Here is a 23,779-nt window from a genome sequence, read left to right as displayed (position 1 = left end):
CGTGATGCCCCGGCTCATAGGGTCGTGCGCTGTACGTGGCGTGGCTGGGACCCCGCTCGGTGGTCCCCGCCCGCGCGGGCGTGCCATCCGGTCCCCGTCGCGTCGAGAGGCAGCGACAAAGGAGTCAGCGCGTGCTCGACCAAGGCGCACCCCCGCAGGACCGCACCCAGGCCGCCCCACCGTCCCCGGGGCCGGCCGCCCGGCTGATGCGGCGCAAGCCCGTGGAACGCCTGGTGGCCGAGGGTGGCCAGGGCGAGGGAGGGTCCCTCAGGCGCACCCTCGGGCTGTGGCAGCTCACCATGATCAGCATCGGCGCGACGCTCGGCACGGGCATCTTCGTCGTCCTCGGCGAGGCCGTCCCCAAGGCCGGTCCGGCCGTCACCCTCTCCTTCGTGATCGCCGGTCTCACGGCGCTCTTCTCGGCCCTGTCCTATGCCGAGCTGGCGGGCACCATCCCGGTCGCCGGGTCCTCGTACTCGTACGCGTACGCAACGATGGGCGAACTGGTCGCCTGGGTCTGCGGCTGGTGTCTGGTCCTGGAGTACGGCGTCTCGGTCGCCGCGGTGGCCGTCGGCTGGGGCGAGTACCTCAACGAGCTGCTCGACGGCACGATCGGCGTCACCATCCCGGACGCGCTGTCGGCGCCGCCGGGCGACGGGGGCGTCTTCAACCTCCCCGCGCTGATCGTCGTGCTGCTCGCCATGGCCTTCCTGCTCGGCGGTGCCCGTGAGTCGGCGCGCGCCAACACCGTCATGGTCGTCGTGAAGATCGCCGCGTTGGTGATGTTCTGCGCGATCGGCGTCCAGGGCTTCCGCTCGGGCAACTACGAGAACTTCATGCCGCTCGGCATGGCGGGCGTCAGCGCGGCCGGTGCCACCCTGTTCTTCTCGTACATCGGCTTCGACGCCGCCTCCACCGCCGGTGAGGAGGCGAAGGACGCGCAGCGCGACCTGCCGCGGGCGATCATGCTGTCCCTGGTCATCGTGACGGCGCTGTACGTCCTCGTCGCCGCCGTGGCCGTCGGCGCCAAGCCCTGGCGGCGCTTCGGGGACTCCGAGGCCGCGCTGGCCCAGATCATGCGCGAGGTGACCGGTCAGTCCTTCTGGGGCACCCTGCTGGCCTTCTGCGCGGTGATCGCCATCGCGAGCGTCGTGCTGACCGTGCTCTACGGCCAGACCCGCATCCTGTTCGCCATGTCCCGGGACGGCCTGGTGCCCAAGGTGTTCTCGCGCGTCCACCCGAAGACCGGCACGCCCCGGGCCAACACGCTGATCGTGTCCCTGTTCTGCGGTGTGCTGGCCGCCGCGATCCCGCTGGGCCAGCTGGCCGACGCCACCAGCATCGGCACGCTGTTCGCCTTCGCGCTGGTCAACGTGGCCGTCGTGGTGCTGCGCCGGAACCGCCCCGAGATGCCCCGCACCTTCCGGGTGCCGCTCTCGCCGGTCCTGCCCGCGCTGGGCTTCGCCTTCTGCGTCTGGATGATGGGCAGCCTCTCGGCCGTCACCTGGGTGGTCTTCGGAGTCTGGATGGCGGTCGGGCTCGTGTTCTACTTCGTGTACGGCTATCGCCGCTCCCGACTCGCCACACCCGTACCATCCGAGAAGTGATCATCCCACTGTGCTGAACGATCTCGACGAACGCATCGTGCACGCCCTCGCCGAGGACGCCCGCCGCTCCTACGCGGACATCGGCCACCTGGTCGGCCTGTCCGCCCCCGCCGTGAAACGGCGTGTGGACCGGCTGCGGGCGACCGGAGCCATCACCGGCTTCACCGTACGGGTCGACCCGGCGGCCCTCGGCTGGGAGACCGAGGGGTTCGTCGAGATCTACTGCCGGCGCAACACCTCCCCGGAGACCATCCAGCGGGGCCTGGAGCGCTATCAGGAAGTCGTGGCCGCCTCCACCGTCACCGGTGAGGCGGACGCGGTCGCCCAGGTCTTCGCCGCCGACATGCGCCACTTCGAACGCGTCCTGGAACGGATCGCGGGCGAGCCCTTCGTGGAGCGGACGAAGTCCGTGCTGGTGCTGTCCCCGTTGCTGCGGCGCTTCTCGTCGGGCTCGCCGACCTGACGGCGCGCCCCGGGTCCTACTCCGCCGTCTTGCGGGCCAGCGCGTTGTTCCCGATCGAGTTGTGCACGCTGAAGCTCACCGCGTCCGAGCGGTAGCGGTCGTCCGACCACTCCACCGGCCGCCCCTCGTACGTGGTCGTCACCCGGCGGACCCGCAGCAGCGGGCTCGTGCGGCGGACGCCGAGCAGCTCGGCGTCCTGGGCCCCCGCCGCCACCGCGTCGATGACGTGCTCGCCGTAGGCGAAGACCAGACCGGTGTCCTCCAGGAGCCGCTGCGTCACGGAGGGGCAGTCCGGCTCGATCGGCTCCACGGCGGGGGCGATCCAGCCGGCGTACACGGTCCGCTCCAGGAGGACCGGTTCGCCGTCCAGCCCGCGTAGCCGCAGGACGTGCAGCACCCGCGCGCCGGGCGTCAGCTGGAGCCGTACCGAGTCCTCGGTGGTCGCGGGCCGGTACTCCTGCGCGACCACCCGGCCGGTCGCCTCGCGGCCCATCGCGCGGGCCCACTGGGCGAAGCTGCGCAGCTCGGCGAAGCTCTGGCTGCGGCGGCTGGCCAGCACCACCCGGCGGGCGCCCTGGCGCGAGCCGATGAGCCCCTCGGCGGTCAGCGCGGCGACCGCCTGGCGGACCGTGCCGCGCGAGACGCCGTACCGGGTCGCGAGGTCCGTCTCGGCCGGCAGCAGAGCGCCGACCGCGTACTCCTCGCGGTCGATCGCCTGGCGCAGTTCGTCGGCGATCTCCTCGTGTCGCGCCGCCATGCTTCCCCTCGTAGTCGACTGCTGTACACAGCTTGACCAGCCTAGTCGACAGCCGGCGGTGATCGCCGTCGACCGTGAATGTGCGGTAAATCGGGGGTCAGGGTTTCGCCAGTGTTTACGAAGGGGACACCAGCGGCGTGCGTACTGAGGCCAACTTGTTCAGACAAGTTCTCCTCATCTCCTGCATTCTCGCGCGTCCCCTGGAGAAGCCGTGACCGTGTCCCTGCCGAGAACCGCCGCCCTCAGTGTCGTCGCCGCCCTCGCCCTGAGCGCCTGCGGAGCCGCCCCCGACACCTCCTCGACCACCGCCGACGGCAAGAACGCCGCCACGGCCACCTCCGCCGCCGACTTCGGCGGTCTCGACGCCCTGGTGAAGGCGGCCAAGAAGGAGGGCAAGCTCAACGCCATCGCGCTGCCCCGCGACTGGGCCAACTACGGCGCCCTCATCGACGGCTTCCAGAAGAAGTACGGCATCACGATCGAGGTCGAGAACCCGGACGGCTCCAGCCAGGACGAGATCAACGCCGTGACCTCCCGCAAGGGCCAGGACCGCGCGCCGGACGTCCTCGACCTCGGCAGCTCCTTCGCGCTCAGCGCCGCCCAGCAGGGCCTGCTCGCCCCGTACGAGGTGGCCTCCTTCGCGGACATCCCCGAGGGCCAGAAGGACGCCCAGGCCCGCTGGTACAACGACTACGGCGGCTACATCTCCATCGGCTGCGACGCGAAGCGGGTCAAGACCTGCCCGACGACCTTCGCCGACCTGCTCAAGTCGGACTACAAGGGCCAGGTCGCCCTCAACGGCAACCCCACCAAGTCCGGCTCCGCCTTCGGCGGCGTGTACGCGGCGAGCCTCGCGAACGGCGGCTCCTTCGACGACATCCAGCCCGGCCTCGACTTCTTCGCCAAGCTGAAGAAGAACGGCAACTACACGCCCGTCGAGTCCACCCCGGCCACCGTCGAGAAGGGCGAGACCCCGATCAGCATCGACTGGGACTACCTCAACGCCGGCTACGCCGACGCGTTCAAGTCCAAGGGCGTGGACTGGAAGGTCGCGGTCCCGACCGACGGCCAGTTCTCCCAGTTCTACTCCCAGGCGATCAACAAGGACGCCCCGCATCCGGCGGCCGCCCGCCTGTGGCAGGAGTACCTCTACAGCGCCGAGGGCCAGAACCTCTGGCTCGCGGGCTACGCCCGGCCGGTCCTGATGACCGTCCTGGAGAAGGCCGGCACCCTCGACAAGACGGCCGCCGCCAAGCTGCCCGAGGTCTCCGGGACGCCCGCCTTCCCGACCGAGGAGCAGCAGGGCAAGGCCAAGACGGTGCTCGGACAGGGCTGGGCGAAGGCCGTCTCCGGATGACGGCCACCGCCGTACGGGTCGACACGGCGTCCGCCGCTTCGGTGAAGCGGCGGCGCCGGTCCCTCGGCTGGATCGCCGTCGTCCCGCTGCTCGCCTTCACCGCGCTCGCCTTCGGCCTGCCCGCCCTGGCCATGCTGGACGGCGCGTTCACCGTCAAGGACCCGGCCACCGGCGCCACCGCGTACACGGCGGACAACCTGACGGCCTCGCTCCAGGGGGCCTACCTCACGGCCCTCCTCGGCAGCGTGAAGCTGTCCGCCGTGTCGGCGGCCCTGGGCACGCTGCTCGGGCTGCCGCTCGCGCAGGCCGTGGTGACCTCCCGGTTCCGCGCGCTGCGCGAGGCCGTGCTCACCGCGTCCGGCGTCCTCGCCAACTTCGGCGGGGTCCCGCTGGCCTTCGCGTTCGTCGCCACCCTCGGCAACGCGGGCGTGCTGACCCGGCACCTGGGCCTCACCGACAAGGGCTGGGACCTCTACAGCTTCTGGGGACTGGTCATCGTCTACCTGTACTTCCTGATCCCGCTGATGGTCCTCACCATCACCCCCGCCCTGGAGGGCCTGCGCACCCAGTGGCGGGAGGCCGCGCAGAACAACGGGGCGACCCCCGCGCAGTACTGGCGGCACGTGGCCCTGCCGGTGCTGCTGCCCTCGCTGCTCGGCGGTCTCGTGCTGCTCTTCGGCAGCGCCTTCGCCGCGTACGCCACCGCCGCCGCCATGGTCGGCAGCTCGATCCCGCTGGTCACCCTCCAGATCGCCGACGCGATCTCGGGCAACGTGCTGGTCGGGCAGGAGAACGTGGCCCTCGCCCTCAGCCTCGACATGGTCCTGGTCGCCGGCCTGGTCATGGCCGTGTACCTGCCCCTTCAGCGAAGGAGCGCGCGATGGCTCGCCTGAACCTGTGGCGCTGGGGCGTCCTCGGCCTCGCCGGGCTGTACTTCGTGGTCCCGCTGGCCGCGTCCGTCGTCTTCACCGTCGACGTGCCCGGACAGGGCGTCACCTTCGACGCCTACACGCAGATCTTCGCCACCGACGGCTTCACCTCCAGCCTGCTGCTCTCGCTGGAGCTGGCCGCCGCGACCATCGCCGTCGTCCTGCTGCTGATGGTGCCCGCCATGGTCGCGCTGCGGCTGGGCGCGCCCCGGCTGCGGCCGGTCGTGGAGGTGGTGTGCTCGCTGCCGCTGGTCGTGCCGCCGATCGCCTTCGTGGCGGGCCTCGGCACGGTCCTGAAGTGGGGCCCCGAACACCTCTCCCGCACGCCGCTGTTCCAGACCTTCGTGGCGATCCAGAACCCGGACTTCCCGTTCGTCCTCGTCCTGGCGTACGTCGTGATGGCGCTGCCGTTCGTGTACCGGGCGCTGGACGCGGGCCTGCGGGCCGTCGACGTCCGCACCCTCGTCGAGGCCGCCCGCAGCTGCGGTGCCGGCTGGCCGCAGGCGCTGGTCCGGGCCGTCCTGCCCAACCTGCGCGGCGCGCTGCTCAACGCCTCCTTCCTCACGCTGGCCCTGGTGCTCGGCGAGTTCACGGTGGCGCAACTGCTCGGCTTCCGGCCCTTCGCCGTGTGGATCGTGAACGTCAGCGGGTCGCAGGCCCAGCTGTCCGTCGCCGTGTCCGTGCTCAGCCTGCTCGTGACGTGGGTCCTGCTCCTCGCGCTCGCCGGCGTCGGCGGGCGTACCCGTACTACCTCCCGGGGATGAACAACCATGACCGTGACCACGACCCAGAAGGCCGCGACCGTCGAATTCCGTGGCCTGAGGCGTGAGTTCGGGCCGACGGTGGCGCTCGACGGCCTCGACCTGACCGTCCGGCCGGGTGAACTCCTCGCCCTGCTGGGCCCGTCCGGCTGCGGCAAGACCACCGCGCTGCGGATGCTCGCCGGCTTCGAACACCCCGACTCCGGTGAGGTGCTCGTCGACGGCGAGGACGTGACCCAGGTCCCGGCCCACCGCCGCGACGCCGGGATGGTCTTCCAGTCGTACAGCCTCTTCCCGCATCTCGACGCCGTCGACAACGTGGCCTTCGGGCTGCGGATGCGGAAGGTCCGTACGTCCGAACGGCGGGCCCGCGCCGCCGAGTTGCTGGAGCTGGTCGGACTCGCCGACAAGGGCGGGCGGTTCCCGCACCAGCTCTCCGGCGGCCAGCAGCAGCGCGTCGCCCTGGCCCGTGCCCTCGCCCTGCGCCCCCGGGTCCTGCTCCTCGACGAACCGCTGTCGGCGCTCGACGCCAAGGTGCGGCTCAGCCTCCGCGAGGAGATCCGGCGGCTCCAGCAGGAGCTGGGCATCACCACCCTGTTCGTCACCCACGACCAGGAGGAGGCCCTGTCCATGGCGGACCGGGTCGCCGTGATGCACGCCGGCCGCCTCGAACAGTGCGCGCAGCCCGCCGAGTTGTACGGGCGGCCCGCCACGGCCTTCGTCGCCGAGTTCGTCGGCACGATGAGCCGGATCCCGGGGCGGCTCACCGGCGGCGAGGCCGAGGTGCTCGGGCAGCTGCTGCCGGTCGACGGCCCGCTGCCGTCGGCGGCCGAGGTGGACGTCCTCGTCCGGCCCGAGTCCGTCGGGGTCCGCGCCGACGCCGACGGCGACGCCCGGGTCGTCGCCACGTCCTTCCTGGGTGCGGCCGTCCGGGTCACCGTCCGGCTCGCCGACGGCACCGAGGTGAAGGCCGACCTTCCCGCGCACGACGCCGCCGGGCTCGGCGCGGGCTCCCCGGTGAGCGTGTCACTGCCGCGGCGGCCGGTGCTGGTGGCGGAACGTACCCGCTGAACCCACCCTGCGTACAGATCCCGAACGACTCCCGAACGACTCCCGAACGTCTCCCCCCACGACCGCACGAAAGAGAGAACCGTGACTCGACTCCCGCTCCAGGCCGTCCTGTTCGACATGGACGGCACGCTCGTCGACACCGAGCGCCTGTGGTGGGAGGCGGTGGAGCAGGTGGCCGGCCGGGCGCTGACCGAGGCGGACCGGCCGGACGTGCTGGGCCGCCCGGTCGAGCACACCGCCGACTGGCTCGCCGCCGCCACGGGCACCCCGGCCGCCGCACTCGCCTCGACCCTCCACCGCGAGTTCGCCGACCGCGTCCGCACCGGCATCGCCCCCCGCCCCGGCGCGCTCGCGCTGCTCGACGCCCTGGCCCGCGAGGGCGTGCCCACCGCCCTGGTGACCGCCTCCCCCCGCTCGGTCGCCGACACCGTCCTGGCCGCCCTCGGCGCGAGCCGCTTCGCCGTCTCCGTCACCGCCGACGACACCGGCCGCACCAAGCCCGCCCCCGACCCCTACCTCGCCGCCTGCCGTGCCCTCGGCGTCGACCCGGCGGCCTGCGTGGCCGTCGAGGACACCGACACCGGGGTCGCCTCCGCCGAGGCGGCCGGATGCGCGGTCCTCGCCGTGCCCTCGCTCGCGCCCATCGCGGCGGCGCCCGGCCGGACCGTCCTGAGCAGCCTGGAGGGCGTCACCGTCACCGCTCTGCGTGCCCTGCTGCCCTACCGGCTGCGCGTGATGACCTGGAACCTCTGGTGCGGCGGCACCCAGGTCCGCGACCACCGCGCCAAGCAGCTCAAGGCCATCGCCGAGACCGACGTCGACGTGGTCGGCCTCCAGGAGACGTCCGGCACCGCCGCCGAGGAACTCGCCGAGGCGCTCGAATGGCACCACCATCGCGCCGGGGAGAACCTCGGCATCATCAGCCGCCACCCGATCACCGCCGTCCTCGGCGACCCCGACGTCGGCTTCTACGGCGCGGCGGGCGCCCGGATCCGCGTCGCCGAGGGCGCCGAGGTCGAGGTCTGGACGGCCCACCTCGACTACACGCCGTACGGGCCCTACGAGGCCGCCTTCGACGGGCTGCCGGCCGCCGACCTGATCGCTCACGAGGGGGTCCGGCTCGCGCAGATCGAGGACGCCCTGCACCGCATCGGCGGCACCGGGCCGGCCGTGCTGGTCGGCGACTTCAACTGCCCTTCCCACCTGGACCGGCCCGACGTGGAGTGGCCGGTGACCAAGGCGGCCGAGGAGGCGGGGTTCGCCGACTCCTACCGCGAGGCGCACCCCGACCCCGCGCGGGATCCCGGTCACACCTGGTCCCCGGTGCACGCCGAGCACGAGGACGGCAGCGGCCGCCCGGAACCCCAGGACCGGATCGACTTCGTGCTCCACCGGGGCGGTCTGACGGTGCTCGACTCCCGGACCTACGTCCGCGGCACCCCCCGGACCTGGCCGGACGTCGAGGACAACGACTGGCCGTCCGACCACGCTTCCGTGATCACCACATTCTCGCTGGGCAGCGGGGCAGGACCTGTCTAACATCGGTGGCATGACCTGGCGACATTGATCCTGCAGCCACGCCTCCCGAGGGCCGCCTCGGACGCCGTACCCCCGACGTCCGATCCGCCCCCCTCGGGAAGGCTTCATGACACTCTCACCCCCGCGCGCGCCCGTCACCGGCGTCCGGCGGCTCACCGCCACGCTGTACGGCTACGCGTTCCTCGACGAGTTCGTCCTGCTCTACCCGGTGTACGCGCTGCTGTTCGCCGACACCGGGCTGTCCGTCTGGCAGATGTCCTCGCTGTTCGTGCTGTGGTCGGCGACCGGCGTCCTGCTGGAGGTCCCCTCCGGCGCCTGGGCGGACGCGTTCTCCCGCCGGGCGCTGCTGTGGCTCGGTCCGCTGCTGGGCGCCGCCGGCTTCGCCCTGTGGGTGCTCGTCCCCTCGTACGCGGCGTTCGCGGCCGGCTTCGTGCTGTGGGGCGCGCGCGGCGCGCTGGGCTCCGGCGCGCTGGAGGCCCTGGTCTACGAGGAGCTGGAGCGGCTCGGCGCGGCGGACCGGTACGCCCGGGTCATGGGCCGCGCCCACGCCGTCGGGCAGGCCGCCGCGATGGCCGCCATGGGGCTGGCCGGACCGGTCTTCGCGGCCCACGGATACCCGGCGGTCGGTGCGGCCAGCGTGCTGGCCTGTCTGCTCTGCGCCGCGACCGCGACCCGCTTCCCCGAACACCGCCTCCCGGCCGCCGAGGGCGAGGGAGAGGGCGAGAGCGGGAGTGAGGGCGTCGGCGCCGACTGGACGGCGACCCTGCGGGCCGGGCTCACCGTGGCCCGCCGGGACCGCTCCGTGCGGGGCGCGCTGCTGCTGGTGCCGGCCGTCGCCGCGGTCTGGGGCGCCCTCGACGAGTACACCCCGCTGCTGGTGCGGGACACCGGCGTCCCGGACCCGGCCGTCCCCTACCTGCTGGTGCTGATCTGGGCCGGTGTCACGGCCGGCAGCCTGCTCGCCGGACCCGCCGAGCGGCTGGGCCGCACCGGGTTCGCCGCGCTGCTCACGGGCTCCGCGCTCGCCCTCGCCGTCGGCGCCGCCGCCGGGACCCCGGCCGGCATCGCCCTCGTCGCCGTCGCCTTCGGCGGGTTCCAGCTGGCGACCGTGCTGGCCGACGCCCGGCTCCAGCACCGGATCGAGGACGGCGGCCGGGCCACCCTCACCTCGGTCGCGAGCCTGGGCACCGAGGCGGTGACCATCGGCGTGTACGGCACCTACGCCGCCCTCGCCACGCCAGGCGGCCACGCCACGGCCTTCGCGCTGTGCGCGGTGCCGTACCTGGCGACGGCGGCGGCCATCGCCCGGGGGAGGAGGCGGGAGTGAGGGGGTAAGGGGTGAGGGGGCTGGTGGGGGCGGCGCCGATGGAGGTGCCGGTGAGGGCGGCGCCGGTGGGAGCCCCGGGTGTGGGCGGCGCCGGTGGGAGCCCCGGATGCGGGTGCGCAACGAATCGCCGTCGGGTGCCCTGTGCACGCAACGTTCCGCTCACCGCCGCGCAACGGCTCCTCCTTGTCCGGCCCGCGCGGCCGACCGTACCGTCTTAGGTAGCCCCCAGACCCCCTCGTACCGGTGAGGATCACGCATGCGCACCGCCCTGCTCCAGAGCTCCGGCCGCCCCGGATCCGTCGTCGAGAACCTCAAGGTCCTCGACGAGGCCGCGGGCCGGGCCGCCGCCGCGGGTGCCGGGCTGCTCGTCGCGCCGGAGATGTTCCTCACCGGGTACGCGATCGGCGACGACATCGCCCGCCTCGCCGAGCCCGCCGACGGGGACTCCGCCGACGCGATCGCCGATTTGGCCGGCCGGCACGGGCTGGCGATCGCCTACGGCTACCCGGAGCGCGCCTCCGACGCCGTGTACAACTCCGCCCAGCTGATCTCCGCCGACGGCACCCGGCTCGCGAACTACCGCAAGACCCACCTCTTCGGCTGCTTCGAGCGCGACCACTTCACGCCGGGGGATCAGCCGGTCGTCCAGGCCGAGCTGGGCGGCCTCACCGTCGGCCTCATGATCTGCTACGACGTCGAGTTCCCGGAGAACGTCCGCGCCCACGCCCTGGCCGGCACCGACCTCCTGGTCGTCCCGACCGCGCAGATGCACCCCTTCCAGTTCGTCGCCGAGTCGGTGATCCCGGTGCGCGCCTTCGAGAGCCAGATGTACGTCGCGTACGTCAACCGGGTCGGCCCGGAGGGCGAGTTCGAGTTCGTCGGGCTCTCCACGCTGGCCGGACCCGACGGGATCGCCCGCGCCCGCGCGGGACGCGGCGAGGAGCTGGTGTTCGCCGACGCCGACCCGGTCGCCCTCGCCGCCTCCCGCGAGGCGAACCCGTATCTGCAGGACCGCCGCCCCGGCCTCTACGGGTCCCTGGTCTGACGTCCGCACCCCCACCCCCGCTCATCTTCGCCGCAAGGAGTCCGTACCCCATGACGTCCATGGTGCCCAACGCCGTCGAGCACACCGACGAGCAGCAGCCGCCGATCACCATGTTCGGCCCGGACTTCCCGTACGCCTACGACGACTTCCTCGCCCACCCGGCGGGGCTCGGCCAGGTCCCGGCGACCGAGCACGGCACCGAGGTCGCCGTCATCGGCGGCGGACTCTCCGGCGTCGTGGCCGCCTACGAGCTGATGAAGATGGGCCTCAAGCCCGTTGTCTACGAGGCCGACCGGATCGGCGGACGGCTGCGCACGGTGGGCTTCGACGGCTGCGACCCGTCGCTCACCGCCGAGATGGGCGCGATGCGCTTCCCGCCGTCCTCCACCGCCCTCCAGCACTACATCGACCTGGTGGACCTCGAGACCCGGCCGTTCCCCAACCCGCTCGCCGAGGCCACCCCCTCGACGGTCGTCGACCTCAAGGGCGAGTCGCACTACGCCGAGACGATCGAGGACCTCCCGCAGGTCTACCGCGATGTCGCCGCGGCGTGGAACAAGTGCCTCGACGAGGGCGCCGACTTCTCCGACATGAACCAGGCCATGCGCGAGCGGGACGTGCCGCGCATCCGGGAGATCTGGGCGAAGCTCGTCGAGAAGCTCGACAACCAGACCTTCTACGGCTTCCTCTGCGACTCCGAGGCCTTCAGGTCCTTCCGGCACCGGGAGATCTTCGGCCAGGTCGGCTTCGGCACCGGCGGCTGGGACACCGACTTCCCCAACTCCATCCTGGAGATCCTGCGGGTCGTCTACACCGAGGCCGACGACCACCACCGCGGCATCGTCGGCGGCTCCCAGCAGCTGCCGCAGCGCCTGTGGGAGCGCGAGCCGGAGAAGATCGTCCACTGGGCGCAGGGCACCTCGCTGGCGACCCTGCACGAGGGCGGCGAGCCCCGCCCGGCCGTGACCCGGCTGCACCGCACCGCCGGCAACGGGATCACGGTGACGGACGCCGACGGCGACATCCGCACCTACCGGGCGGCGATCTTCACCGCCCAGTCCTGGATGCTGCTGTCGAAGATCGCCTGCGACGACTCGCTCTTCCCGATCGACCACTGGACGGCGATCGAGCGCACCCACTACATGGAGTCCAGCAAGCTTTTCGTGCCCGTCGACCGGCCGTTCTGGCTGGACAAGGCCGTCGACGACAGGGGGAACCCGACGGGCCGGGACGTCATGTCGATGACCCTCACCGACCGCATGACCCGCGGGACCTACCTCCTCGACGACGGTCCGGACAAGCCCGCCGTCATCTGCCTCTCGTACACCTGGTGCGACGACAGCCTGAAGTGGCTGCCGCTGTCCGCGAACGAGCGGATGGAGGTCATGCTGAAGTCGCTCGGCGAGATCTACCCGAACGTCGACATCAGGAAGCACGTCATCGGCAACCCGGTGACGGTGTCGTGGGAGAACGAGCCCTACTTCATGGGCGCGTTCAAGGCCAACCTGCCCGGCCACTACCGCTACCAGCGGCGCCTGTTCACCCACTTCATGCAGGACCGGCTGCCCGAGGACAAGCGGGGCATCTTCCTGGCCGGCGACGACATCTCCTGGACGGCCGGCTGGGCCGAGGGCGCCGTGCAGACCGCGCTGAACGCCGTCTGGGGCGTCATGCACCACTTCGGCGGCGCGACCGACGCCACCAACCCGGGCCCGGGTGACGTGTACGACGAGATCGCGCCGGTCGAGCTGCCGGAGGACTGACGACCCTCACAGGGGCGTGAGGAGCATGCGCCCCGCGAAGCCGACCGCCGTGTCGAGGCGGTCGGTGAACTCCTGGGCGACGTCGGGGAGTCCGCGCAGCGCCCACAGCGCCCGGGCCGCCGTCCAGGTGGCGTCCCGGGCCCGCTCCAGGCTCCAGGAGCCGAGCAGATGGGTGAGCGGGTCGGCGATCTGGAGGAGGTCGGGGCCCGGCATCAGCTCCTCGCGGATGCGCTCCTCCAGCGCGACGAGGAGATCGCCCACGCGGTCGTACTCGTCCTCCAGATCGGCCGGTTCGCAGCCGAGGCTACGACAGGCGTCCACGACGGCCAGCGCCAGGTCGTGCCCGATGTGCGCGTTGATGCCCGCGAGCGCGAACTGCAGCGGCCGTACGCCGGGATGGCGGCGCATCTGGACCAGCGGGCGCCAGCAGGCCGGCGGACGCCGGTCCTCCCGCGCCGCGTCGACCGCCGCCAGGTACCGCTCCGCGAACCGGACGTCCAGCGTGACCGCGGCCCGGGCGTCCCCGAACCGGCCGGTGTCGATGCGCCGGTCCACCTCTTCGGTGACGGCGAGGTAGACGCGGTTGAAGACCGCGATCCCGTCCCGCGGCGGCAGGGCCGCGTCGAGGGCGCGCATCCGGGCGAGCACGTCGTCGACCGCCGTGTCCACGGGCGTCTCGACGGAAAGGGTGAAGTGTTCCGATCGCGGCATGGGGGAAGGGTGGCAGCCCTAGGCTGGCCCGCGCGTCGGCGGGCCGGAGGCTTCCCCGGAACGGGGGAACGAGTCCGTCGCGCGGGAGGGGGAACAGCAGGGTGCGAGGCTTACCTGGGCGACGGGCCGGCCGGCGCGGGGTGATGGTGGCGGTCGCCTCGGCGGTGGTCGCCGTGGCCACCGCGGCGGGGACGATGACCGCGCTCGGCGAGGACGCGGCGGACGACGGGCGGGCGCCGCACCGGACCGGTCCGCGGGCGGGCACACCGGCCGCGCGGAACACCGCGTCGCCCACCCCGACCCGTGCGGCCCCGTCGGCCGCTGCGTCCGCCGCGAAGAGCCCGAGCGCCACTCCCGCCCCGAGGAAGCCGCGGAGCGCCGCCGTGTCCTCCGCCCGCCTCTACCACCACCCCGAGTCGCAGGTCCTCGACTGGGTCCGGGACCATCCGGACGACCCGCGCCGCGCGCTCGTCGAGTCCCGGATCGCGAGCCGCCCCGCGGCGGTGTGGTTCACCGAGTACGCGCCCGGCACCCTCACGTCACGGGTCCGCGCGGTCACCTCCGGCGCCGCCGCCCGGGGCCGGGTGCCGGTCCTCGTGGCGTACGCGATCCCCGACCGGGACTGCGGCGGCGCCTCCGAGGGCGGGGTGCCCGACCTCGACGCCTACGACGGCTGGATCGACCGGTTCGCGGCGGGGCTCGGTTCCCGCGAGACGATCGTGATCCTGGAGCCCGACTCGATCGCCCAGGCCGACTGCCTCTCCGCGGACGGCCGCGCCGCTCGGTTCGCGGCGCTGGCCCGCGCGGGCCGGGTCCTGAAGGCGGCGAACCCCAGGGCCCGCGTCTACTACGACGCCGGCCACTCCCACTGGAACACCCCGGCCCGGCAGGCCGCGCTCCTGAAACAGGCCGGAGCGGCCTCCTCCGCCGGCATCTTCAGCAACGTCTCCAACTTCCGGCGCACGGCCGACGAGATCGCCTACGACCGGCAGGTGCTGGACGCGCTCGGCGGACCGGCCGGCCTCGGGGCGGTCGTCGACACCGGCCGCAACGGCAACGGGGCGCCCGCCGACGGCCAGTGGTGCGACCCGGACGGCCGGGCGATCGGCCGCGCCCCCACCCTCGACACCGGCGAGCCGCGCATCGACGCCTACCTGTGGGTGAAGCCGCCGGGGGAGTCCGACGGCTGCAAGGGCGCGGCGGGCGGGTTCAGCCCGTCGTACGCCTACGAGCTGGCCTCGTCGTAGGAGCTGGTGCCCTCGTCCAGCAGGGGCTGCTGGGTCTTGAGGTGGGCGGGGGCGAAGGCGCGCAGGGCGTGGTAGCCGATGATCACGACCAGGGTGCCGAGGGCGATACCGCTGAGCGTGAAGGTGTCCGTGAACTCCATGGTCACGTTGCCGACGCCGATGACGATGCCCGCGGCGGCCGGGACCAGGTTCAGCGGGTTGCGCAGGTCGACCCCGGCGATGATCCAGATCTGGGCGCCGAGCAGGCCGATCATGCCGTACAGGATGGCGGTGATGCCGCCGAGGACCCCGCCGGGGATCGCGGCGACGACCGCGCCGAACTTCGGGCACAGGCCGAACAGGAGCGCGAAGCCGGCGGCTGCCCAGTAGGCGGCCGTGGAGTAGACGCGGGTCGCGGCCATCACGCCGATGTTCTCGGAGTAGGTGGTGTTGGGCGGGCCGCCCACCGCCGTGGAGAGCATGGAGCCGACGCCGTCGGCCGCGATCGCCGTGCCGAGCCCGTCGTCCAGCGGGTCGCCGGTCATCTCGCCGACCGCCTTGACGTGCCCGGCGTTCTCCGCGACCAGCGCGATCACCACGGGCAGCGCGACCAGGATCGCCGACCACTCGAAGGACGGTCCGTGGAAGCTCGGCAGCCCGATCCAGTCGGCCTGGCCGACCGCGGAGAGGTCCAGCCGCCAGCGGTCGGTGACCTTGCCGCTCGCGTCGGCCGAGTGGATCCGGCCGAAGATCCGGTCGAACGCCCAGGAGACGGCATACCCGAAGACCAGGCACAGGAAGATCGCGATCCGGGACCAGAAACCGCGCAGACAGACGACCGCCGGCGCGGTGAACGCCATGACCAGCAGGGCCGTCCACTGGTCCTGCGGCCAGTAGGTGGTGGCGGTGACCGGGGCGAGGTTGAAGCCGATCAGCATCACGACCGCGCCGGTCACGATCGGCGGCATCGCCGCGTGGATGATCCGCGCGCCGAAGCGCTGCACGGCCACGCCGACCAGGAACAGCACCACGCCGACCACGAACACCGCGCCGGTGACCGTGGCGCTCGTGCCGCCCTGGGCCCGGACGACCGCGGCCACGCCCACGAAGGAGAGGGAGCAGCCGAGGTAGCTGGGCCACCCGGCCGCAGGTGGCCAGCAGGAAGAGCATGGTCGCGACGCCCGACATCCATTCTCGGGGCAGAAACGGAGGGTGAGCGACCGCTTAGACGACCATTAAGCTGGGAGTCGTTGTCCCGTACACGCACAGGAGCCCCGCCGTGACCGCCGAAGCCCCGACCGCCCCCGCCCTGTCCCACGGCCGGCTCATCCCCGTCACCGTCCACTTCGACGACCTGGACGCGCTCGGGCTCCTGCACAACGCCCGCTACCCGCTGATGGTCGAGCGTGCCTGGACCGAGCTGTGGCAGGAGTACGGCGTGCGCTTCGAAGGCGACTGGGCGACGGCCGGCGACGCCTGCAACGCCGTCAAGGAACTACGCGTCAGCTACGAGGCACCGGTCACCAGGCCCGGCGGGTACGCCGTCCACCTCTGGCTGGAGCGGCTCGGCACCACCGGCCTCACGTACGGCTTCCGGTTCTGCTCGACGGACGGGGCCCTCACCTACGCGCGGGGCACCCGGGTCCTGGTCCGGCTGGACCCGGCCACCATGCGCCCCGCTCCGTGGAGCGAGACCCTCAGGGCCGCGGGTCGGGCACTGCTGCGGCCGGCCGGCTGACCTCCGCGCCCTTGCGCTCGCCGCCGCGCAGCACGCCCGCGAACACCACGAGCCCGCACGACAGCGCCGTGACCACGACGAACGACACCATCAGGCTGGTCAGCTGGGCCACCCCGCCGATCAGGCTCGGCGCGATCAGCCCGGAGGTGTACGTGATCGTCGCGACGCCCGCGATCGCCTGACTGGGGTTCGGCCCGCTGTGTCCGGCCGCGGCGAAGCACAGCGGGACGACGACGGCGATCCCGAGGCCCATCAGCCCGAACCCGGCCATCGCCACCGCCGGATCACCCGCGACCACGACCAGCAGCCCGCCGAGCGCGGCGAGCACCCCGCCCGCCCGGACCGTGCGCACCGCCCCGAACCGGTTGACCACCGCGTCGCCGGCGATCCGGGCCACCGCCATGGTGAGCATGAACCCGGTCGTGCAGGCCGCCGCGAGACCGGCCGAGGAGCCGATGTGGTCCTCCAGGTACACCGCCGACCAGTCCAGACTCGCGCCCTCGGCGAAGACCGCGCAGAACCCGACCGCGCCGATCAGCAGCGCCGAGCGCGGCGGCAGCGCGAACCGCGGGGGCGGCTCCTCGTCCTCCGTGGGCCGCAGGTCCAGCACCCAGCGGCAGGCCAGCACACCCAGCACGGTGAGCACGGCCGCCGCCAGCGCGTGGTGGACGCGCGCGTCCGAGCCCAGGTGCGCGGCGAGCGTGCCGCCCGCGGAGCCGATCAGGGCGCCCGCGCTCCACATACCGTGCAGACCGGACATGATCGACTTGTCGAGCCGCTGCTCGACCTCGACGCCCAGGGCGTTCATCGCCACGTCGGCCATACCGGCCGTGGCGCCGTACGTGAACATCGCCAGGCACAGCGTCAGCAGGTTCGGCGCCAGGGACGGCAGGGTCAGCGACAGCGTCCACAGGACGATCAGGACCCGCAGGGCCCTGCGGCTGCCGAGCTGGTGGGTGATCCGCCCGGCCAGCGGCATCGAGCAGGAGGCGCCGAACGCGGTGAACGCCAGCGCGAGACCGAGCTGCCCCGCGCCCACCGAGGCGTGGTCCTGGATCCAGGGCACCCGGGTCGCGAACGATCCGGTCACCGCGCCGTGCACGGCGAAGACGGCCGCCACGGCGTACCGGGCGCGCCGGACCTCCGTCGGTGCGTGGACCACTGCGTTCATTCTCCCGCCCCTTCCGGAATCCGTGCCGCCGCGATGCCCGGCTCGACGCACGCCCTGATGCCCGTCTCGACGCGCGACGTAAACTATCAGGAACCCTGCCTGATAAATAGAGTGCGGTACGGAGGGGATCCCCGACCGCCCGTGGGAGGATTCCCGGCATGCCCGCATCACCGAGCACCGCACGGGCCATCAACGACCGGCTCGCCCTGCGCCTGCTCCAGGACGAAGGCCCGCTGACGGCGGCGCAGTTGAAGCAGCTCACCGGCCTGTCCCGGCCGACCGTCGCCGACCTCGTCGAACGCCTCGCCGTCTCCGGTCTGATCGAGGTCGTGGGGGAGGCGGGCGAACAGCGGCGCGGCCCCAACGCCCGGCTCTACGGCATCGCCGCCGACCGCGCCCACCTCGCGGCGCTGGACGTGCGCACCGAGGGCGTCGCCGTGCTCGTCTCCGACCTGGTCGGCCGGGTGCTCGCCGAGGCCTCGGTGCCGATCGGCGGCGACACCGGCACCGGGCCCGCGGTGGAGCGTGCGGTGACGCTGGTCGAACAGGCGGCGAAGGAGGCGGGCGCCGACCGGCTGCACACCGTCGGCATCGGCGCACCCGGCCTGATCGACCCCGCGAACGGCGAGCTGCGGAACTCCTCCGGCCTGCCCGAATGGCACCGGCGCCTGGTCGCCGCGCTCCAGGAACGCTTCCCGCAGGCGCGGGTGAGCGTCGAGAACGAGACCAACCTCGCCGCGCTGGCCGAACAGCGCGAGGGCGCCGCCCGGGACCGGGACACCTTCGTCCTGCTCTGGCTGGGCGACGGCATCGGCGCCGCCGTCGTCCTCGACGGCCGGCTGCGCCGCGGCGCCTCCGGTGGCACCGGCGAGATCGGCTTCCTGCCGGTGCCGGGCACCTCGGGCCTGCCCTCGGCGACGGACTGCGAGGGCGGCTTCCACTCCCTGGCCGGCTCGGCGGCGATCACCGCGCTGGCGGGGGAGTACGGGATCACCGCGGGACCGGAGGCGACGGAGCGAGCGGGGGCGGCGGTGGTGCGGGAGGCGGTGCGGGTGGCGTCGGCGGGGGGTGCCGGGGACCGCGGTGCGCAAGGCGGCGCAGCGGGCCTTGCCGGTCTCGCCGCCGCCGACGCCTTCCTCGACGCCCTGGCCGAACGTCTCGCCCTGGGCGCCGCCTCCGTCGTCGCCGTCCTCGATCCCGGATGCGTGGTCCTCGGGGGCGAGGTCGGGCAGACGGGCGGGGAGGAGCTGGCCGGACGGGTGGCCCGCCGGCTGCGGCGCATGACGCCGCTGCCCACCGAGGTACGGCCGAGCGCCCTGGGCGGCGGCGCGGTGCTGCGCGGGGCGCTGCTCACCGCGCGCGAGTCCGCCCAGGAGACGCTGTTCGGAGCGCCGTAGCGGCGGCCCTGCGGCTCGGACGCCGTACGGAGGGTCTCAGCCGCGGTCCTGCGGCCCGCGTCTCAGCGGCCGCGGCGCGCGCGTGCCGCCAGGTACTCCTCGAAGGTGCCCTTGCCCACCGCGTGCTCCGGTGCCAGGTGACCGCCCGCGCGGAACTGCCGGTAGGCCGCGCCCCACAGCGGCACGTTCACCACCGCGCGCCGCCTGCCGCTCGCCTTCAGATACGCGCGGGCCAGCGACTCGAACGTACGGACCTCGGGTCCGGCCATGTCCGCCACCCGCCCCGCCGGAGCGCCCGCCGCCAGCTCCGCGAGCCGCTCAGCGACCTCGGCGACCTCCACCGGCTGGTCGCGCACCCCGGCCGGCAGCAGCATCACCGGCACCTTCGACACCGCCTCGAAGACCTGGACCAGCAGATCGTGGAACTGGGTCGCGCGCAGCACGGTCCAGCCCATTCCCGAGGCCTCCACCAGCCGCTCCACGGCGAGCTTGCTCTTGTAGTAGCCGAACGGCACCCGGTCCACGCCGACGATCGAGATGTAGACCAGATGGCCGACGCCCGCCGCCCGCGCCGCCGCGATCAGCCGCTCGGCCGCCCGCTCGTCACCGCCCCGGGGCGAGGTCGCGCAGTGCACGATCGCGTCCACGCCCGCGACGGCCGCGTCCAGCCCCGGTCCGCCCTCCCGCAGGTCGACGGCGTACGGCTGGGAGTGCCGGCTCAGCACCCGCACCGTGTGCCCGTCCGCGCGCAGCCGCTCGGTGACGAGCCGGCCGAGGGTTCCGGTACCGCCGGTCACCAGGATCGTGCTCATGCTGTTCAGCCCCTTAGGACAACGCGGCGCTCCCGGGCGGAGCGCCCCCTGGTCAGCTGAGACCGGACAGCGCCGCGAAATGTGACAGCCCCGAGGCCGTCGTCATACCGGGCCGAGCTGACGCCGTACGAAGTTCAGCTTGTCCGGATTGACCACGGCCCGCACCCCCGCGACGACGCCCGCGCGGCACTCGAAGGAGACCGTGCACACCAGGGCGGCGTCGCCGTCCCGGACGACCACGGCCGGGCCGCCGTTGATCTCGGCGACCGTGAAGGTCAGCCGTGCCGCGAAGCCCCGGCTCGCGCCGGCCAGGAACCGCAGCACCTTCTCGCGCCCCTCGATCGGCCGCAGGGCCGCCCTGGCCCGGCCGCCGCCGTCGCTCCACCAGGTCACATCGGCCGCGAGGATCCGCTCCAGCCCGGCGAGGTCCCCGTCCCGGGCGGCCGACAGGAACGAGGCGACCAGCTCCTCCTGCTGCGCGGGCGCCGCCTCGAACCGCCCCTCCGGCGCGGCCAGCCGCTGCTCCGCCCGCCGGTACAGCTGACGGCAGTTGGCCTCGCTCAGATCGAGCGTCCCGGCGATCTCCCGGTGCCCGTAGGCGAACGCCTCCCGCAGGACGTACACCGCCCGTTCCGTGGGGGTGAGCCGTTCCAGCAGCACGAGCATCGCGAGCGAGACGGCGTCCCGCTGCTCGGCCGACTCCAGAGGGCCGAGCGTGCCGTCCGAGGTGACGACGGGCTCGGGCAGCCAGGCCCCGACGTACCGCTCGCGCCGCGCCCGCGCCGAGGTCAGCCGGGTCAGACAGAGGCGGGTGACGGTGGTGGCGAGCCAGGCGGCCGGGTGGGTGATCGTGTCCCGCTCGGCGCCGCTGAACCGCAGATAGGCGTCCTGGACCGTGTCCTCGGCCTCGTCGGCCGAGCCCAGCATCCGGTAGGCCAGGCCGAACAGCCGGGGACGGTGGGTCTCGAACTCGTCGGCGGTCGCGGTCGTCACGGCATCACCCTGCCAGAGCCCGGAGTTGGGGCCGGCGCCGCCCGTGGGGGCCCGGCGGCGGGCAAGGGCCGTCGTCACCGCCGCCGGGACCGCACCCGCCGACCCTAAAGAGGACTAGACCACTGCGTCAATAGGTATGGACCAATCCCAAGAGGGGTGGGCGACCCGGCAGTTGGGGCCTGCGCGGCCGTCCGAGAAGTCCAGCGAGGCGGCCTGTGAGCCACCCCACACCGTTCGCCCGTATGGACCCCGATCGGGCGTGGCACACTGGCCCTGTACCTAAAGCAGCGCACTCCGGGGTCGGTGAAAGTCCGAACCGGCGGTTACAGTCCGCGACCCGGTCACTTCCAGTGACCGGTTGACCAGGTGAAATTCCTGGACCGACGGTTAAAGTCCGGATGGGAGGCAGTGCGCGGCGGGCGGGCATTCGTGCGCGCCGCCGTATGTGTACTCGTCCATGGACGAGTCTGTCCGGCGTCGCCCCGGTCGTCCTCACCCGTACTTTCTGTCGTCCTCGACAGGCCCCGGAGTCCGTGCCCTATGAGGCAGGAGGACCCGGGAAGTGTTCACCGGAATCGTCGAAGAGCTGGGTGAGGTCACCGCCGTCGAGAGTCTCGGCGACGCCTCCCGCTTCCGGCTGCGCGGCCCCGTCGTGACCGACGGCGCGAAGCACGGCGACTCCATCGCCGTGAACGGCGTCTGTCTCACCGTCGTCGAGCACGAGGGTGACGAGTTCACCGCCGACGTCATGGCCGAGACCCTCGACCGCTCCAGCCTCGGCGCCCTCGCCGTCGGCTCCCGCGTCAACCTCGAACGCCCCACGGCCGTCGGTGCCCGCCTCGGCGGACACATCGTCCAGGGCCATGTCGACGGCACCGGCGAGGTCCTGGCGCGCACCCCCTCCGAGAACTGGGAGATCGTCAAGGTCTCCCTCCCCGCCGGCCTCGCCCGGTACGTCGTGGAGAAGGGCTCCATCACCGTCGACGGCATCAGCCTCACGGTCGTCGAGGCCGGCCCCGACTACTTCACCGTCAGCCTGATCCCGACCACCCTCGCCCTGACCACGCTCGGCCTGAAGAAGCCCGGCGACCCGGTCAACCTCGAGGTCGACATCGTCGCCAAGTACGTCGAGCGCCTGCTCGCGAACACCCAGGGCACGCAGGGAGCGGACCGGTGAACCGGCTGAACTCCGAGGCGTTCGTCCTGTTCGACCAGCACATCCTCTGGTCGGACATGATCGGCAACATCCTCGGCCTGATCGCCCTCGCCCTCGGCTGGCGGCGCTCCCTGTGGAGCTGGCCGGTGCAGTTCCTCTCCGGCCTCATCCTCTTCGGCGCCTTCTACGGCCACCTCACCGGCAGCGCCGGCAAGCAGGCCGTCGTCATGGCCGTCGCCCTGTACGGCTGGTGGCAGTGGAACCGCAACAAGGGGCAGTCCGGCGACGGCCACATCGTCCCGCGCTTCGCCACCTGGCCCGAGCGCGGAGCGATGATCGGCGCCGCGGCCGTGGGCACGGTCGCCGTCGCCCTGCTCTTCAAGGCCTACCCGACCCTGTCCTGGGACCCCTGGCCGGACGCCTACATCTTCGTCGGCACCGTCGTCGCCATGTACGCCCAGGCCCGCGGCATGGTCGAGTTCTGGTTCGCCTGGCTCCTCGTCGACCTGGTCGGCGTCCCCCTCAACTTCGCCAACGGCTACGCCTTCTCCGGCTTCGTCTACGTCATCTACGGCGCGCTCGTCCTGTGGGGCATGCGCGACTGGTGGCTGCGCTCCCGCCAGGGCACGCGGCCCGCTCTGGAAGGAGCGCCGGCATGAGCACGGCACCGATCCTGTACAGCACCGACGGCCTTGAGGACCTCACCCTCGACCCGGTCGAGCGGGCCATCGCCGACATCGCCGCCGGCCGCCCGGTCGTGGTCGTCGACGACGAGGACCGCGAGAACGAGGGCGACCTCGTCGTCGCCGCCGAGAAGGCCACCCCCGAGATCGTCGCCTTCATGATGAGCGAGTGCCGCGGCCTGATCTGCGCTCCCATGGAGGCCGACGAGCTGGAGCGGCTCAGGCTCCCGCAGATGGTCGAGGACAACACCGAGTCGATGAAGACCGCGTTCACGGTCTCCGTCGACGCCTCCGCCGCCCACGGCGTCACGACCGGCATCTCCGCCGCCGACCGCGCCACCACGCTCCGGCTCCTGGCCGGCGGCGAGGCGGACGCCACGGACTTCGTCCGGCCCGGCCACATCTTCCCGCTGCGGGCCAAGCCCGGCGGCGTCCTCACCCGCAACGGTCACACCGAGGCCGCCGTCGACCTCGCCCGCCTCGCGGGACTGCGCCCGGCCGGCGCGATCGTCGAGATCGCGGGCGAGGACGGCCGGATGCTCCGCCTTCCCGAGCTGATCCCGTTCGCCCGCAAGCACGGCCTGACGATCATCTCCATCGAGGACCTGATCGCCTACCGCCGCGACGCCGAGCCGACCGTCCGCCGCGAGGCCGAGACCCGGCTGCCCACCGCCCACGGCACCTTCACCGCCTACGGCTACCGCTCCACCGTCGACGGCGTCGAGCACGTCGCACTGGTCCACGGCGAGATCGGCGAGGGCGAGGACGTCCTGGTCCGGGTCCACTCCGAGTGCCTCACCGGCGACATCTTCGCCTCCCAGCGCTGCGACTGCGGCCCCCAGCTCGACGCGTCCCTGGAACGCATCCAGAGCGAGGGCCGGGGCGTGGTGGTCTACCTGCGCGGCCACGAGGGCCGCGGCATCGGCCTGCTGTCCAAGCTGCGCGCGTACGAACTCCAGGAGCAGGGCCACGACACGCTCGACGCCAACCTGGAGCTCGGCCTGCCCGCCGACGCCCGGGACTACGCGGCCGGCGCGCGGATCCTCGCCGACCTGGGCGTACGCAGCGTCCGGTTGCTGACGAACAACCCCGACAAGAGCGACGCGCTCGTCCGGCACGGCATCGAGGTCGCCGCCCGCGAACCCATGCCCGTCCAGGCGGGCGAGCACAACATCCGCTACCTGCGCACCAAGCGGGACCGGATGGGACACGACCTGCCCTGGCTGGACACGGCCCCCGTGTCCCCCTGCGGCAACCAGTAAGAACAGCACGA

The 23,779-nt window shown here is 72.9% G+C and carries 21 protein-coding genes, 1 pseudogene and 1 riboswitch; of the genes and pseudogenes, 16 read left to right on the top strand and 6 right to left on the bottom strand.

Annotated elements, in window-relative coordinates:
- The first annotated feature begins 131 nt into the window (after window positions 1-131).
- Both ACZ6D7_RS19025 and ACZ6D7_RS19020 read left to right on the top strand, forming a co-directional pair.
- Window positions 132-1,607: an amino acid permease gene (locus ACZ6D7_RS19025; protein WP_469491716.1), complete on the top strand. Its 1,476-nt coding sequence runs from the start codon at window positions 132-134 to the stop codon at window positions 1,605-1,607.
- 10 nt (window positions 1,608-1,617) lie between these two features.
- Window positions 1,618-2,070, top strand: coding sequence for an Lrp/AsnC family transcriptional regulator (locus ACZ6D7_RS19020; protein ID WP_055638498.1), 453 nt, complete (start codon window positions 1,618-1,620; stop codon window positions 2,068-2,070).
- A gap of 16 nt (window positions 2,071-2,086) precedes the next feature.
- Here the strand turns inward: ACZ6D7_RS19020 and ACZ6D7_RS19015 are convergent, their stop codons facing one another.
- Window positions 2,087-2,827 (bottom strand): GntR family transcriptional regulator, encoded by a 741-nt coding sequence (locus tag ACZ6D7_RS19015; RefSeq protein ID WP_469491714.1) that lies wholly within the window; start codon window positions 2,825-2,827, stop codon window positions 2,087-2,089.
- A gap of 211 nt (window positions 2,828-3,038) precedes the next feature.
- Between ACZ6D7_RS19015 and ACZ6D7_RS19010 the strand changes: the two genes are divergently transcribed.
- From ACZ6D7_RS19010 to ACZ6D7_RS18975, 8 genes are all read left to right on the top strand, one after another.
- Complete coding sequence (locus tag ACZ6D7_RS19010) at window positions 3,039-4,184, top strand: ABC transporter substrate-binding protein (RefSeq protein WP_469491712.1); 1,146 nt, start codon at window positions 3,039-3,041, stop codon at window positions 4,182-4,184.
- Window positions 4,181-5,077 (top strand): ABC transporter permease, encoded by an 897-nt coding sequence (locus ACZ6D7_RS19005; protein WP_469491710.1) that lies wholly within the window; start codon window positions 4,181-4,183, stop codon window positions 5,075-5,077. The genes ACZ6D7_RS19010 and ACZ6D7_RS19005 overlap by 4 nt, the downstream gene beginning before the upstream one ends.
- Entirely contained in the window at window positions 5,065-5,877 is an 813-nt protein-coding gene (locus ACZ6D7_RS19000; protein WP_469491708.1) for an ABC transporter permease, read from the top strand. The genes ACZ6D7_RS19005 and ACZ6D7_RS19000 overlap by 13 nt, the downstream gene beginning before the upstream one ends.
- Before the next feature lie 6 nt (window positions 5,878-5,883).
- Window positions 5,884-6,945, top strand: a complete 1,062-nt coding sequence (locus tag ACZ6D7_RS18995; protein ID WP_469491706.1) for an ABC transporter ATP-binding protein — start codon at window positions 5,884-5,886, stop codon at window positions 6,943-6,945.
- A gap of 81 nt (window positions 6,946-7,026) precedes the next feature.
- Entirely contained in the window at window positions 7,027-8,484 is a 1,458-nt protein-coding gene (locus ACZ6D7_RS18990) for an HAD-IA family hydrolase (RefSeq protein ID WP_469491704.1), read from the top strand.
- 106 nt (window positions 8,485-8,590) lie between these two features.
- A complete protein-coding gene (locus tag ACZ6D7_RS18985) occupies window positions 8,591-9,811 on the top strand; it encodes an MFS transporter (RefSeq protein ID WP_469491702.1) in 1,221 nt (406 codons plus the stop codon).
- 256 nt (window positions 9,812-10,067) lie between these two features.
- Window positions 10,068-10,856 carry a carbon-nitrogen hydrolase family protein gene (locus tag ACZ6D7_RS18980; protein WP_469491700.1) on the top strand — a complete coding sequence of 263 codons (789 nt, stop codon included), beginning with the start codon at window positions 10,068-10,070 and terminating at the stop codon, window positions 10,854-10,856.
- A gap of 50 nt (window positions 10,857-10,906) precedes the next feature.
- A complete protein-coding gene (locus tag ACZ6D7_RS18975; RefSeq protein ID WP_469491698.1) occupies window positions 10,907-12,619 on the top strand; it encodes a flavin monoamine oxidase family protein in 1,713 nt (570 codons plus the stop codon).
- 6 nt (window positions 12,620-12,625) lie between these two features.
- Here ACZ6D7_RS18975 and ACZ6D7_RS18970 read toward each other — a convergent pair whose 3' ends face one another.
- Window positions 12,626-13,330, bottom strand: coding sequence for a DUF5995 family protein (locus ACZ6D7_RS18970; protein ID WP_469491697.1), 705 nt, complete (start codon window positions 13,328-13,330; stop codon window positions 12,626-12,628).
- A gap of 143 nt (window positions 13,331-13,473) precedes the next feature.
- On the opposite strand from ACZ6D7_RS18970, the gene ACZ6D7_RS18965 reads away from it, so the two are divergent.
- Window positions 13,474-14,577 carry a glycoside hydrolase family 6 protein gene (locus ACZ6D7_RS18965; RefSeq protein WP_469492202.1) on the top strand — a complete coding sequence of 368 codons (1,104 nt, stop codon included), beginning with the start codon at window positions 13,474-13,476 and terminating at the stop codon, window positions 14,575-14,577.
- On the opposite strand, the pseudogene ACZ6D7_RS18960 reads toward ACZ6D7_RS18965, so the two are convergent.
- A pseudogene (locus ACZ6D7_RS18960) lies at window positions 14,556-15,744 on the bottom strand (uracil-xanthine permease family protein); the annotation flags it as partial. The gene ACZ6D7_RS18965 and the pseudogene ACZ6D7_RS18960 overlap by 22 nt on opposite strands.
- A 91-nt stretch (window positions 15,745-15,835) precedes the next feature.
- Between ACZ6D7_RS18960 and ACZ6D7_RS18955 the strand changes: the two are divergent.
- The gene (locus ACZ6D7_RS18955) at window positions 15,836-16,294 is read left to right on the top strand and encodes an acyl-CoA thioesterase (RefSeq protein ID WP_469491695.1); all 459 of its coding nucleotides are present in this window, start codon (window positions 15,836-15,838) and stop codon (window positions 16,292-16,294) included.
- Here ACZ6D7_RS18955 and ACZ6D7_RS18950 read toward each other — a convergent pair.
- A complete protein-coding gene (locus ACZ6D7_RS18950) occupies window positions 16,254-17,465 on the bottom strand; it encodes an MFS transporter (RefSeq protein ID WP_469491690.1) in 1,212 nt (403 codons plus the stop codon). The two genes, ACZ6D7_RS18955 and ACZ6D7_RS18950, sit on opposite strands and share 41 nt — an antisense overlap.
- A gap of 158 nt (window positions 17,466-17,623) precedes the next feature.
- Here ACZ6D7_RS18950 and ACZ6D7_RS18945 point away from each other — a divergent pair, with 158 nt between their 5' ends.
- Window positions 17,624-18,862 (top strand): ROK family transcriptional regulator, encoded by a 1,239-nt coding sequence (locus tag ACZ6D7_RS18945; RefSeq protein ID WP_469491685.1) that lies wholly within the window; start codon window positions 17,624-17,626, stop codon window positions 18,860-18,862.
- 62 nt (window positions 18,863-18,924) lie between these two features.
- Here ACZ6D7_RS18945 and ACZ6D7_RS18940 read toward each other — a convergent pair whose 3' ends face one another.
- Window positions 18,925-19,674: an SDR family oxidoreductase gene (locus ACZ6D7_RS18940; RefSeq protein ID WP_469491683.1), complete on the bottom strand. Its 750-nt coding sequence runs from the start codon at window positions 19,672-19,674 to the stop codon at window positions 18,925-18,927.
- A 102-nt stretch (window positions 19,675-19,776) separates the two neighbouring features.
- Window positions 19,777-20,667: an RNA polymerase sigma-70 factor gene (locus ACZ6D7_RS18935; protein WP_469491681.1), complete on the bottom strand. Its 891-nt coding sequence runs from the start codon at window positions 20,665-20,667 to the stop codon at window positions 19,777-19,779.
- 285 nt (window positions 20,668-20,952) lie between these two features.
- A riboswitch (FMN riboswitch) is annotated at window positions 20,953-21,083 on the top strand.
- A 146-nt stretch (window positions 21,084-21,229) separates the two neighbouring features.
- Between ACZ6D7_RS18935 and ACZ6D7_RS18930 the strand changes: the two genes are divergently transcribed.
- From ACZ6D7_RS18930 to ACZ6D7_RS18920, 3 genes are read left to right on the top strand one after another with little or no spacing between them, the layout of a single operon-like run.
- Window positions 21,230-21,844, top strand: a complete 615-nt coding sequence (locus tag ACZ6D7_RS18930; RefSeq protein WP_469491679.1) for a riboflavin synthase — start codon at window positions 21,230-21,232, stop codon at window positions 21,842-21,844.
- A complete protein-coding gene (locus ACZ6D7_RS18925; RefSeq protein ID WP_469491678.1) occupies window positions 21,841-22,482 on the top strand; it encodes a nicotinamide mononucleotide transporter family protein in 642 nt (213 codons plus the stop codon). Before ACZ6D7_RS18930 ends, ACZ6D7_RS18925 begins: the two co-directional genes overlap by 4 nt.
- Window positions 22,479-23,768 carry a bifunctional 3,4-dihydroxy-2-butanone-4-phosphate synthase/GTP cyclohydrolase II gene (locus ACZ6D7_RS18920; protein ID WP_469491676.1) on the top strand — a complete coding sequence of 430 codons (1,290 nt, stop codon included), beginning with the start codon at window positions 22,479-22,481 and terminating at the stop codon, window positions 23,766-23,768. Before ACZ6D7_RS18925 ends, ACZ6D7_RS18920 begins: the two co-directional genes overlap by 4 nt.
- The last annotated feature ends 11 nt before the right edge of the window (window positions 23,769-23,779 follow it).

It is taken from the genome of Streptomyces sp. NPDC041784 (assembly GCF_055591025.1).
Note: the sequence above shows the minus strand (reverse complement) of the source record. Positions and strands in the feature narration are given on the sequence as shown.